The sequence below is a fragment of the Robiginitalea sp. SC105 genome, from assembly GCF_014243345.1.
Lineage (GTDB): Bacteria > Bacteroidota > Bacteroidia > Flavobacteriales > Flavobacteriaceae > Robiginitalea.
On record NZ_JACLZF010000001.1, the window covers coordinates 1,323,531 to 1,336,597 of the forward strand.

Sequence of the window (13,067 nt, forward strand, 5' to 3'; positions counted from 1 at the left end):
AAAAAATTGGAACCCATGACACCCATGAAGACACATATCGGAAGACGCGCATTTATACGGAACACCAGCCTGGCCGGTGGAGGCCTGGTTCTGGGGTTCAGCCTGTTCAATTCCTGCAAACCCGGGGAAGCCAAAGAAATGGCCGTGCGGGAAATGCCCAAAGAGTGGTTCGAGATCAATGCCTATCTGAAAATCGGGGACAACGGCTTGGTGACCATCATGGCTCCCAACCCGGAATTTGGACAAGGCGTCATTACGGCCATGCCCATGATCGTGGCAGATGAACTCGATGTGGATTGGGAAGATGTGTTGGTGGAACAAGCCAATTTTGACCCGGAATCTTACGGCTGGCAGTTCACAGGGGGCAGCCAGGGCATCCGCCGCCGCTGGGAAGGCCTGCGCATGGCCGGGGCCACTGCCAAACAAATGCTGAAACAGGCGGCAGCACAGACCTGGCAGGTCCCGGTTGAGGAAATTGAGGTTTCCAATGGGGTAGTTGCACATGAGGCCTCCGGGAAAACGGCTGGTTTCGGCGAACTGGCTTCGCTGGCCGGCACCCTGGAGGTGCCCGAAGAGGTACCGCTGAAGGAAGTAAAGGACTTTACCATCGTTGGGACCTCCAAAAAAGACGTGGAAACCCGGAAAATCGTCACCGGTAAACCCCTATTCGGTGTTGATTATCAGTACGAAGACGCCCTTGTGGGCATGGTGATCCACCCGCCAGCTTTCGGTTTGCAATTGAAATCCTTCGATGCCACATCCGCCTTATCCATGCCCGGGGTGGTCGATGTGTTCCGGATCAAGACGCTGGAAGATAGCTTTACCCGGGGATACTTTGATGCGAACGCCTTCACGGACCTGGTCGCTGTCGTCGGCAAATCCACCTGGGAGGTTATGAATGCCAAAAAGGCCGTTCAGGCAGAATGGGAACCCATTTCTGATTACCGATTTACCATGGATCGCTTCGGGAACCAGATGGAAGTAACCGTTCCCGGCGGCCTGGAGAGTACGGACGCGCATTATGCCGAAATGGAAAAGATGGCGTCCCGGTCCGGGACCACTGCCCGCAAAGACGGGAACCCGGAAAAGGCATTTGTGACGGCCGAAAAAGTACTGGAGCGTTCCTATACCTGTCCGTTCCTTGCCCATAACTGTATGGAGCCCATGAGCTTTTTTGCCCATGTGACCGGGGAAAAGGCTCATCTTGCAGGACCCCTGCAGGCCCCTGCCATTACCCGGCCCACTGTGGCGGCGCGCCTCGGGATCCCCGAGGAGCAGATCGACATCGAACTCACCCGGATGGGGGGTGGCTTCGGACGCAGGGCGTACGGGCACTATGCGGTTGAAGCCGCGCTGATTTCCCGTCAGGTGTCGGCACCGGTCAAGCTGGTGTACACCCGGGAGGATGACATGACCTGCGGTATTTACCGCCCATCTTACCAGGCCACCTACCGGGCAGCCCTGGACAAGGACAACAACCTGGTGGCCTTCCACGTAAAGGCAGGAGGTATCCCGGAGACGCCATTGTTTGCAAACCGGTTCCCGGCCGGGGCGGTGGACAACTACCTGGCCGAACAGTGGGAAATCAATTCCAACATTACCGTAGGCGCCTTCCGGGCCCCGCGGTCGAACTTCATGGCCGGGGTGGAACAGGCCTTCCTGGACGAAGTGGCTGAGCTGGCCGGAAAAGACCCGATCGCGTTCCGGTTGGAACTGATTGAACGCGCCAAGAACAACCCGGTGGGCGAAAACAACGACTACGACCCGGACCGTTTGGCCGGCGTCCTGAAACTGGTCCGCGACAAATCGGATTGGGGGCAGACCCCTTCCGGGGTGCACCGCGGGGTGGCCGCCTACTTCTGCCACAACAGTTACGCCGCCCATGTGATCGACGTGGTGATGGAAGGTAACAAACCCAAGGTGGAACGCGTGGTCTGTGCCCTGGATTGTGGGATTGTGATCAACCCGGATGCAGCCGCCAACATGGCCGAGGGGGCGATCGTGGATGGCGTGGGCAATGCGATGTACGGGGAACTGACCTTCCGCGACGGCCGCACGGACCAGACCAATTTCGACACCTACAAAATCATCCGCCACAGTGAGGCCCCGAAGAATATCGAGGTCCACTTCGTGGAAAACGAAATTGACCCGACCGGATTGGGCGAACCGCCCTTCCCCCCGGTTACCGGTGCCCTGGCCAATGCCCTTTACAAGGCAACCGGCAGGAGGTATTACCGCCAGCCCTTTGCCACGGACCAGCCGCGGATTGTGGGTTAATCATATAACCAATCCCCGGACGCAAAGTCTGTAATCATGTAAACCCATAAGCTAATAAGAGGTACACCTATAAGGATCCCGGTTAGCCAATTGGAAGCTTTTTTATTCCTTAGATTAACAGCATTGACTTCATCCGGTCGCAATGGTTCAGCGATCACTTCCTTTGGAGCTGAGCCGGTGGGTTTGTTATAGGCCGAAACAGGTCTTCTGGTCGGGGCCAATTTGACGGTCCTGATCCCAAAGTAGGCCTGATCCTTGTAAGTGATATATTTATATTTTACGATCCTGCAATCTGCCATAACAATCCTGGTCTTAGTGTCCGCTTCAGCAGCCTCCTTCAGGGATACGGATTGTTTTTGGTAAACGGTACAGCTTTGGAACAGGATCAACAGGCTCATGAACAGCACTGTGCAATCGAGATATTTCCTGATTACTTCCATTATTCTAGAGTATTAGAATTCAGTTGGCCCGCACAATAGTTGCGATTGTTTTAAGTAATTGGAAAAATCACGATGCTAGGTGGTGAAGTCTATCACCGGAATTACGATGCCAAAAACAAAAAAGCCAACTGCGACAGGGGCAAATATCAAACCGACGGTTGCCCAGTCGGATTTGGATTGATTCTTCAGGTAAACTTCGTTGCCTTGAGGGTCCTCAATACGTGTTTTTAATTGGACGCCCGCTTTTCTGTTGACCCCAAAATATTCACTGTTCTCCAGCAGGATGTATTTATATCTGGCAATAGCTCCATCGGGAGTAACAACCATGCTGTTGGTTTTAGCCTGAGCAGCTACTTCAAATGACACGGGCGTTTTATGGTATACCACGCAGCTCTGGAACAGGATCAGAGTGGTCATTAGTAGAGCGCAAATGTTGAGGTTTCCGGTTAGCTGTTTCATGGTGATTCATTTTCATAAATGAAGATAGCCAGGGGATTGCTCTGAGATGTCCGATATCCTGCTCAGAACAAAAATTCGGACAGTGAATATGCTTCACAGGGTTATATTGATTTTGGAATCCTATATCGATTATCTCAAAGAAATACAGAATGCGCCACTACCCATGTATTTTGCTTTTAGCTTGTTTATTACTGCAAATTTCTTGTTCCAAGGGGTTTATAGATGGTTGGGAAATTCCTCTTTTTACATCCTTCAAAATGGAGATTCAGTTTGAACACAGGCATGGACGAATTTGCAATACTTGAATCCAGAAGATTAAGGATATTTCGAGCTCATAACATTTTGCAATTAAAATCTTTAAGTATGATCAAAACAAAATTCTATTCCAGGTTGTTGGTTTCGTTATCCTTCGTCATGGGTATTTCATGTTCAGACACGACCGAGGTTGAACCGAGAACAAATATTTCTTCGGCAATCAAAGGTGAATGGACCTTACTTTCAACACAGGATTATCTGTGTGAGACAGGCGAAACAACAAATGAAGTTTTGGATGTCCAGGACATTGTGAGAAACCATTATGATTTTGGTGAATTTGAGGTCTATATAGAGGGAGAATTGGTCGAGGAACACAGTGGCACATATGAGGTTCTGGAAAACGACTATTACAGGTTCACCACTCCGAGGGAAACTTACACTGTTAAAATTGAGGTTTCCGACGACCCGAATATTAGCATCATGTACTATGACGTGGATCAGGAATGTCGGGAAGTAAATGGAGAATTAAGATACACGTTCACCACCTGGTCAAGAACCATCTTTTGATTGAGGGGCATAAATGTTATGTTAGTTCCAATCAACAGGTATAAAAACGGGGAAGACAGCTATCTAAACGATCCCCATAAGTTTTAATTTATTTTCAGGTAGCGTTCTGGCATATTCAGTGGCTGGGCATTATCCCAGCTCATTTCCTGATCTGAAATCCTGGAGAAATCAAAGCGCCTGTCTGCAGATGTTTCGGAAGTAATGCGAATGGAATAAAAGCCTTGACTGTTAAACTCTTCTACGGTAACCTCTTCACCGGTTAACGCGGTAAGAAGAAAAAATCCGGCTAAAATATTTGTTTCATTGCCTTCTGCATCAATTTGCACTGCTGCACCAGCGGTAAATTTCCACCCTTTGTTTCCGGAAGCTTCATCCTTATTGTTCCAACTGCCATGTAACCAGGCAGGGGGTGAGACCTTCAATTCATCTGCCTGTTCCTGTAGTTCCTTGGAACAGGATGAGGTAAGGACTGCCAGAAAAATTACCAGAACTTTTTTCATATTGTGATTGATATTAGCATTTTAAACAGGGTATTTCTGTGCATTAGAAATTAAGGATTTCTAAGCGTGAAAGCATTTTTTTGAAACCCAATTTAACCCTGGAAATGTTTTGCTATGTCCTGAATTTTGCTCCTGGCATTTAATCGGACACCCTTCTGATGGGATGGAGGTATCTTGAATTTGTAATCGGAAATAATTCTGAGCAAATGAAAACAATCGGAGAAAACCGGAGTGATTTCACAATCCTGGTGCTGATAGTCAGTTTCTTTTTGAACTCATGTGCCGTAAGTGCCCAGATGGCAAGAACCTATAAAGTCTGGGTTAGCTTGATCAACGAAACACAGGTCAAGGGAATGGCATACGCTGCAGATGAAAATGCATTTGTAGTACAGTCTAAGGATTCTGCCTTGATAAAATTAACCCCTGATGCCATTGAATTAATTAAAATACGGCGAAAAGGCAAAGTTGGCAGAGGTGCCCTGATTGGTGCTGGCAGTGGCGCGCTGGTGGGTGCAACCATTGGTTTTTTGGCCGGTGATGACTATGCAAGGGGATCCGGCTTTTTTTCTTTTTATGCCGAAGAAAAGGCAGCCATAGGAGCGATGGGCCTGGGGACCATAGGGGCTCTTATTGGAATACGTGCCGGTTCGGCAAAAAAGGAGTATATCATTAATGGTGATACGGATACCTATTTGTCTTTCTTACCCGAAATCCAGAATTTCATCCGGTCACAAAAAACCGGCCAGAAAGAAGCCCGACACTGATCCATATAGAAGTCCAGCCAAATCAACATGATTTTATCTCTAAAGCTTGACTTTCAAAATGATTTACCCTCTCTATTTCCCAATATCAAGCCGTTTGCTACTTTTTCGTAATTTGATGAGGTAACCAACCTCAACCATGTTTCGTTTCTTCCGCCAAATTCGCCAAAGACTTCTAACTGATAATAAGTTCAGTAAGTACCTGGTGTATGCTATAGGAGAAGTCTTATTAGTGGTAATAGGTATACTCCTGGCCCTCCAGGTGAATAACTGGAATGAAGACAGACTAAGGAGGGTGCAGGAAAGGGAATTTCTGAATGGTTTTAAAGTTGATTTGGAAAATGACCTGGCAGCCATTGAAAAGGCACTTCCAGCGGCAAATTCATCTAAATCTTCGATAAACTATATTTTGGATTATATGAAGAGAGATCTGCCCTGGAATGATTCCCTGATGTACCATTTTGGCAATATTTCGGCAGATTGGAATACCCCTTTCACCTTTAGCGCTTATGAATCGATTACTTCCAAAGACTGGAGTATTATTAGCAATAAAGAATTAAGACAAAATCTGATTGGTTATTACAGGACTTCGGACTTCACGACAAAACAAAGGGACATATATACCCGCGAATTGTTAGAAGCTTCCAGGAATGTTTGGAATACCCGGTTTGATGGATTTTGGGAATCAAACTATGAAGACTGGAAAGAAAGGAACAATTATGATAGCTGGGGCAATTTTAATCCGGGAGATCTGATAGGCTATGCCAGGCCCCTGGATTTTGAAAAATTAAAGAATGATTCCGAATACCATTATTCCCTCATACGCATACGGAATATTTCGGGATGGTACAGGGAGATTACAATGATCAATATGCAAAAGAAAGCTGAGAGTATCCTGGGGGATATCAGAAAAGAATTGCAGGACTAACATCTACTATTGTGCTAAAATTAACGACTTCCCCGGCCGTCTGTTGGGCTTGTATTATAGAGTAGCTAATTCAACCATGCCTGATTGTAAGCGAGCAAAAACCCAACTGACACCCTCGACTATTTTTCGTAATTTGATCAGGTAACCAACCTCAACCATGCTCCGCTTTTTCCGCCAGCTCCGTCAACGCCTTCTTATTAAAAACAAGTTCAGCAAATATCTGCTATATGCGGTTGGGGAGATTCTTCTGGTGGTGATTGGGATTCTCATTGCCTTGCAGGTGAATAACTGGAATGAGGCCCGTTTGGAGAGGGAAAATGAAATTCTCATTGCAAGGGATGTCTATTTGGAGCTTTTGGAGAATAGGGACTATTTAAGAACCACGCAGGAGGAGTGGGCACAGAGGGGTAAACACATCCGCGCCCTTTCGGACACGCTTGTTACCGAAAATCTACAGTTGGGGCAAAAGGTATTTGACAGCCTTTTGATTCGCGCGATCTATTTTAACAGCTTCAGCTTGAAACGGAAAAAACTGGACCGGGTCCTGAGTGTCGGAAGGTTCGAGTTCAGCGCTTCAAAAGACCTGATAGGGAAAATGATGAATCTTGCGGGTTTATATGATGCCTTGGAGGAAGCCTTCAAATACAATCAGGATACCTGGACGCAGGCGGTGCAACCCTATTTAATTGCCCATTACTCCTTCAGGAACCTGAACCTGGCGCTTGGCGCCCATGATATAAATAAATCGCTGAAAATCAGCCACGAGCCCCTTTTGGTCGATCCGGTATTTGATAACCTTATAAACAATATGGGAGGAGAGGTTATGCCCTTTAACGTACTTCTCGAATTGAGTTTAGATAAGATCGGAGAGCTTCAGGAGCTGCTGAAAATCAATTATCCGAATATTAACCCCAACTAGCGATCCTGGCGCCAAAAAGGGTCTCGTGCTGTCACTTTAGCCCGCTTACGGAACGCCTGAACAAAAAATTACATTTCATGCTACGCTTCTTTCGCCAGCTCCGCCAGAGACTCCTTACTGAAAATAAGTTCCGCAAATACCTGCTGTATGCCATAGGGGAGATTCTACTAGTTGTTATTGGGATATTAATTGCACTTCAGATCAACAATGCGAATGAGTATTCCAAACAGAAACAACAATTATTGAAGTATGAACAAAACATTGTTTCAGAACTTAAGGAGGATTTAAAAATGTTGAATGGGCTGGATAGCTTAAATAGCGCTAAAGTTGGAACAATTCTTAGCTACATTAATTACTTTAAAAATCCAACCAGAGATGCCGATACAGTAATTCAAAGAATGTATGACATTCAATATAATGGCGGCGTTTACAAAAGTATTGCCTATACGATTGATGAAATTATTAATACAGGAAACCTTTCACTCTTTAGTTCAGAGGCGAAAACAGCCATTCTGGAATTAAAAGCCATTCAGGAATTTTATGAAAAAAATAGAATAGAAGTAGAGCAAAAATGGGTGCTGAGCAATATTGAATTTGAAAATGCTATTGACTTAGTATCCTATAATGAATTTCCAACGGCTGAACTCAGAAACATGAAAGACTGGAGGTTTGATTTAGGGTCGGATCAATACAGATTATTCAATAATAAAACTCTGGCAGAATTGCGAGTCTTTTATTTTCGAACTGACCAGAACAATAAGATGAGGACTCACTCGGAAAAACTGCTGAATCTATTGGAAAAAAATTGAAGGGATAAACAAACGAACGTTCAACACTGAGTATTATATCCTTGCAGCCTAATTCGGGATGACCTAATCCCAAAATATCTGACTCTTGTTACTATTTGTGACCAATAAAAAAATAAAACCTACAAAATCAATTGATTATGGGCGTTAACAGTAACCGGGACGGGAAGTAAACTATTCTACTTCTATACAACTACAGATACTTGTACGGCTGTAAAATCCAGGTAATTGAATCAATTTGTATTTGAGCACACGTAGGGAAACGTATGCACGTTGTACCGGAATTGTTACATGACCTCAATTTTGGAATATGCCTTTGGACTCGGTTGAAATTTAAAAAGAAATACCTTTCAATTTAAAATGCTTTTTTAAAGAAAACCCGTCTATGGATTCTAGTTCTCCTTAAGGTTATCCACCTTGTTGTCTATAAATGGAATTTCAAGACCAACTACAAATTGCCATCTGCTCAGGGTAATTTTACCGTATTCATCAGTGGTATCTGAAGCATCCACACTGGTCAAATTCTTCGGTTTCAGGAAATCAGTAGCGCCTCTGCTATAGGTTGTCCCAATGAAAAAACTAGCCCAGCTGAATTTTCGGTCAAAACCAAAACTCATGTGATAATAGTCCTCCCCGGTATTAATGTCTTTGGCTCCTTCACTTGATAAATCGAGGATGCTCGCGTTGGAAACATATCCGTTAAAATCGGTTGAAAAACTCAGATAACTTTGGAAGCGTTCGGTTAAGAAAATATTTGCGCCAACACCAAAGTTAATGATGTTCTTTCTTTCTTCATCGAACAATACTGGGGTGGGTGCGGCACCTCCTATGTCTATGGCCGGAATATCAATTCGGGAGTACTTCTTGATGCTACTTACATAATCCAGGTTCAGATGGAGTTTGCTCCTGTTAATCGGAATACCTGCTCCGACCGACACTCCGAATGGTTCTTTCCGGTCAGATTCCAGGGCATCGAAATTGTAGTCATAAAAATTATCGGTATCTGCATCGATACCCGCCAACACCTCGCTGTAATTATACCGGCCTTTTTGATACAGTTCCAAATAGGGTAAATTGACATTTATCCCTAAATCCCATTTGGGCAATTTGTAGTTGGCCCCCAATTTCAGGATCAGGCCGTACGAACTCTGTCTGAATTCAATGACGTTTTCGTAATAGGCTACCGAATTGTCTATAGTTTGCAGGGTATAGTTTAAATCGCTCCCGCCTCTGTATTCATATATGGAGCCAAAGGCCGAAATACCAAAACTGAACCTCTCGCTTAATTTCGTCGCCCAGGTGAGCCCAATCCATTCGTCTTTCACCTTGCTGTTCAGGCGTACTTGCGTCTTGTATTTTTCTGCATCAGGAAAAACTTCCTGGATTTTAGCCGGGATTTCATCCGTATTATACCGCAAATTGATATCAATCCGTGAACGGGACAAAAAGGAATACGCAAAACGTTCTCCAAACATACTGAACGTGCCTCCGGCCATGGTGGGGATACCATCAAAATCGGTGGAGCTCAAGGTAGACTCGTCAATTACAACGCCTTCAAGCTTGACAGTAGACAATTGGTAGGCTTTGGCATTTATGGCAAACTTTGTATTCTCTACTTCAGTCAGGCGCCCAGGATTGTAATAGGTTACGCCCAGATCATCCACACTACCCGTCACATTGCCCGAAAGCAAAATGGAACGATTACCAAAATTCACATACTTATAATTCGCCTGTTGCGCCTGGCAAAGACCGTTAAAACACAGATAGATAAACACAATACGTATTGCTACGGTCATATTACGGATGAATTGCCATATTGGCGGACCCTGTTCACACCCCCTTAATCATGGATCACCTGAATTTGGATTTCCTAATAGCCGGAGCCGGAGCTGGATTCTACAAATTTAAATTAAGAGATGTTATTCCGCCACCGGATCAATTTTATGAGGACTTAAATTCCGCTTTGGAGAAATATAGTTTTTTGGGCTTGTTTAATCCGGACTTCGAATTTAAAGCCACCGACCTGAAAGAGAAATTAGTCCTGCCTTCATTTCGCTATGGTATAAGCGTTTGTTACTCTTTCTAAGATTATTCTTTAAACAATATTATATAAAAGGCTGTATAAAACAGCCCTTTTATTTTTAGACATTTAATTCCATATATATTCTGGATTGATCACTTGAATACTAATTAGAGTTTAGTTGGTGTCGGAGGTTTTGTAGCATTTGGGAATCGAGAGACCGTTGGTACCTTATTAAATTAGGTGGGGTTCAAATTGCAAGGGAAAACGGGATTTTTGAAGGGGGAGGGGTTAATAATTTCCAATGTTCTAATAAAAATTTTGACAATCTTACATTCTAGCTCTAGTGGTTTGCATCGTTATAGATCAAAATAGGGGCAAAAATAAATTTTGGTGGAAAATGTGTGGAAAACAAAAGTATATAAAAAAATAACCTCCTCTATATCAATTAGATATAAAAGAGGTTAGTACCCCGAACGCTCCCATTCTCGAACTATTTTATGAGAATGTCCGTGAAATCAATAACCTCCGTGAAATCCTTACGAACAAGGGATATATCGACAAAGGCCTAACAGCACCAACTCTCACAGGGAGACAATCGAAATCAATAATACATCTCAGGAATTAAACGCATCTGCTACTTCAGAATTGGTTTTAGAAAACTTAGACAAAAATTAATTATATTTCACAGAGAAACCCCCTTTTGATTAAGTAAATTAAGGCCAACAGGTTTATGCCATAGCGGCAGATCCTGGCTATTTCAACATTATTTTTAAATGCCGAGCAAGTCCGGATGCCAGGGAATGACTTTGAATGGCTAGTTGTCATGGCAACCAGTTTGTATGAAAACGCCCCCCTTTTTATTCACCCAATTTAGAAGCTAATGATTAAACGAAATTTTACCGGAATTTTCCTGAGCTCTTTTTTATTCCTGTTTACAGGATGCGGGGAAGACAAAAAACCGGAGGCGTCAGATGGGGCCATGACGGGGAGTGAAGGCACCCCGGGAGCGGTCAGCGTGAACCCGAACAGGGAGGTTTACTGGGGGGATACGCATAACCATACCGGGAATTCCTTTGACGTTTTCTTATTCGGCACCCCGAATTCCACCCCGGAGATCGCCTACCGTTTTGCGAAGGGGGAGGAAGTGGAGAGTCCCACAACGGGCCGGCCCATGAAGCTCAGTAAGCCGCTTGATTTCCTGGTGGTGGCAGACCACGCCGAGCTGCTGGGGGCAATACCCTTGATGTATGCAAATACACCGGGTATAACGGACACCAAAACGGGTGAGACCTTTTTAAAGATTGCCCCCGATAAATCCGAGGAGGGGCTTCAAAAGATTTACGACATACTCCAATATGCGGCGTTTGATCAGCCCAATGAAGCAAACCTCGGGAGCAAGGACCTGATCGGGGACCTTGGAGGTGATAAGCGGAAGGAAGCGTGGTTGCGTTATGTTGAAACCGCAGAGAAGCACCACGACCCTGGAACCTTTACGACGCTTATCGGTTGGGAGTGGTCCTCCAACAACAGGGGAGCGAACCTGCACCGTGTGGTGTTCATGCCCCAGGGAGGTGAGGTGGCAAAACAGTTCCTGCCCTACAGCGCGCTGAGCAGCGATAACCCTGAGGACTTGTGGGCGTGGCTGGAGCAAACCAGCACGCGGTTGGATGCAGAGTTTGTAGCCATACCACATAACCCCAATATCAGTCTGGGCCTTATGTTCCCCGAAACACGTCTGAATGGCGAACCGATAGACCGGGAATATGCCGAAATGCGGATGAAGTGGGAACGGTCTGTGGAAGTTACCCAGATAAAGGGTGATTCCGAAACCCACCCGGCCTTATCCCCCAACGATGAATTTGCTGATTTTGAAACCTATGATTTTGCAATTACACCAGACGGCAGTAGGCCTGCACCTACGGAAGCAGATTACGTGCGTTCGGGCCTCAGGCGGGGCCTGGCCCTGGAAAGCAAAATCGGGGTCAACCCCTATAAGGTGGGTATGGTGGGCAGTTCGGATTCCCATACCGGAATGTCCTCCATCGAAGAGACCAATTTTGCAGGCAAGGGGCAACATGATGCGCTTCCCGAGAAACGTCCGCATCCAACGGGTATAGGGTCTTCCAAGGGCTGGGACATGGGCGCCGCCGGATGGGTGGGTGTCTGGGCCGAAAGCAATACGCGCCAGAGCCTGGTTGATGCTTTTCAGCGGAAGGAGGTTTACGCCACAACCGGTCCGCGTATGACCCTGCGCTTCTTCGGCGGATTTGATTTCTCCGAGGACGACATGAGCGGTGACATGGTAGCCTCCGGATACGAACGAGGTGTGCCCATGGGAGGGGATCTTGACCCGAATGGGGGACCGGCTCCAACATTCATGATCCGGGCCTTAAAAGACCCCGATGCGGCGAACCTGGACAGGATACAGGTGGTAAAAGGCTGGTTGGAGCCGGATGGCGAAACCATGGAGCGGGTCTATGACGTTGCCCTTTCCGACGGGCGTACGCATGGATCGGTAGCGGTGGGCAACACCGTGGACCTGGCAACCGGCCAGTACACCAATACCATTGGTGACCCGGAACTCCGGGTCGTATGGACCGATCCGGATTTTGACCCATCAAAAAGTGCTTTTTACTATGTCCGCGTTCTGGAAATCCCCACCCCCAGGTATTCCCTTCTGGATGCTATAGAGCTGGGTATCCCGGTGGAGGAAACGGGGCATCCGGCCACCATTCAGGAACGGGTCTACTCATCCCCGATCTGGTACAACCCGGATTGAGTTATGGGATAGGGCATGTAAAACTTCTGAATCTTTTTCAATTGAATAAAAGGCTGATTTTAGTACTCATAATCTGAGCTGCCTGTATCTTCGGTTGCCGAACTGATCAAAAAGCTGAAGATTCACGGGCGGGTTAGCACTGTTTCAGCATCTTAAATGGTTATCTACAATTCCTGGATCAAAGATCCGGTTTAGAAAAACTTGAACAGAAAATTACTATATTTCCTAATAAAAGCCCCCTTTTGTTTAAGTAAAAACAGGCCAACAGGCTTAGTGCCATTGCAGAGATCCTGGTTAATTCAAAAGTGTTTTGAATTGCCGTTAAAGTCCGGATGCGAAGGAACGGCGTTGAA

General features: G+C 45.8%; 11 protein-coding genes. 7 read left to right on the forward strand and 4 right to left on the reverse strand.

The features are described 5' to 3' along the window. The first annotated feature begins 15 nt into the window (after positions 1-15). Positions 16-2,277 (forward strand): xanthine dehydrogenase family protein molybdopterin-binding subunit, encoded by a 2,262-nt coding sequence (locus tag H7F20_RS05830; RefSeq protein WP_185785169.1) that lies wholly within the window; start codon positions 16-18, stop codon positions 2,275-2,277. On the opposite strand, the gene H7F20_RS05835 is transcribed toward H7F20_RS05830, so the two are convergent. Both H7F20_RS05835 and H7F20_RS05840 read right to left on the reverse strand, forming a co-directional pair. Further along, the gene (locus H7F20_RS05835) at positions 2,274-2,717 is read right to left on the reverse strand and encodes a hypothetical protein (protein ID WP_185785170.1); all 444 of its coding nucleotides are present in this window, start codon (positions 2,715-2,717) and stop codon (positions 2,274-2,276) included. The two genes, H7F20_RS05830 and H7F20_RS05835, sit on opposite strands and share 4 nt — an antisense overlap. Positions 2,718-2,792: 75 nt before the next feature. Beyond that, positions 2,793-3,176: a hypothetical protein gene (locus H7F20_RS05840; protein WP_185785171.1), complete on the reverse strand. Its 384-nt coding sequence runs from the start codon at positions 3,174-3,176 to the stop codon at positions 2,793-2,795. Positions 3,177-3,539: 363 nt separating this feature from the next. On the opposite strand from H7F20_RS05840, the gene H7F20_RS05845 reads away from it, so the two are divergent. Beyond that, on the forward strand, positions 3,540-3,998 hold the full coding sequence (locus H7F20_RS05845; protein WP_185785172.1) for a hypothetical protein: 459 nt from the start codon (positions 3,540-3,542) through the stop codon (positions 3,996-3,998). A gap of 83 nt (positions 3,999-4,081) precedes the next feature. On the opposite strand, the gene H7F20_RS05850 is transcribed toward H7F20_RS05845, so the two are convergent. Beyond that, positions 4,082-4,498: a hypothetical protein gene (locus H7F20_RS05850; RefSeq protein ID WP_185785173.1), complete on the reverse strand. Its 417-nt coding sequence runs from the start codon at positions 4,496-4,498 to the stop codon at positions 4,082-4,084. Positions 4,499-4,704: 206 nt separating this feature from the next. Here H7F20_RS05850 and H7F20_RS05855 point away from each other — a divergent pair, with 206 nt between their 5' ends. The 4 genes from H7F20_RS05855 to H7F20_RS05870 all read left to right on the forward strand — a co-directional run bounded on the left by H7F20_RS05855 (position 4,705) and on the right by H7F20_RS05870 (position 7,915). Then, positions 4,705-5,262 (forward strand): hypothetical protein, encoded by a 558-nt coding sequence (locus H7F20_RS05855; RefSeq protein ID WP_185785174.1) that lies wholly within the window; start codon positions 4,705-4,707, stop codon positions 5,260-5,262. 136 nt (positions 5,263-5,398) lie between these two features. Beyond that, positions 5,399-6,187 carry a DUF6090 family protein gene (locus H7F20_RS05860; protein ID WP_185785175.1) on the forward strand — a complete coding sequence of 263 codons (789 nt, stop codon included), beginning with the start codon at positions 5,399-5,401 and terminating at the stop codon, positions 6,185-6,187. A 157-nt stretch (positions 6,188-6,344) separates the two neighbouring features. Continuing rightward, positions 6,345-7,106, forward strand: a complete 762-nt coding sequence (locus H7F20_RS05865; protein WP_185785176.1) for a DUF6090 family protein — start codon at positions 6,345-6,347, stop codon at positions 7,104-7,106. A gap of 77 nt (positions 7,107-7,183) precedes the next feature. Then, a complete protein-coding gene (locus tag H7F20_RS05870) occupies positions 7,184-7,915 on the forward strand; it encodes a DUF6090 family protein (RefSeq protein WP_185785177.1) in 732 nt (243 codons plus the stop codon). Positions 7,916-8,304: 389 nt separating this feature from the next. Here H7F20_RS05870 and H7F20_RS05875 read toward each other — a convergent pair whose 3' ends face one another. Further along, positions 8,305-9,708: a hypothetical protein gene (locus tag H7F20_RS05875; protein ID WP_185785178.1), complete on the reverse strand. Its 1,404-nt coding sequence runs from the start codon at positions 9,706-9,708 to the stop codon at positions 8,305-8,307. 1,107 nt (positions 9,709-10,815) lie between these two features. On the opposite strand from H7F20_RS05875, the gene H7F20_RS05880 reads away from it, so the two are divergent. Beyond that, positions 10,816-12,714: a DUF3604 domain-containing protein gene (locus H7F20_RS05880; protein ID WP_185785179.1), complete on the forward strand. Its 1,899-nt coding sequence runs from the start codon at positions 10,816-10,818 to the stop codon at positions 12,712-12,714. Positions 12,715-13,067: the final 353 nt, after the last annotated feature.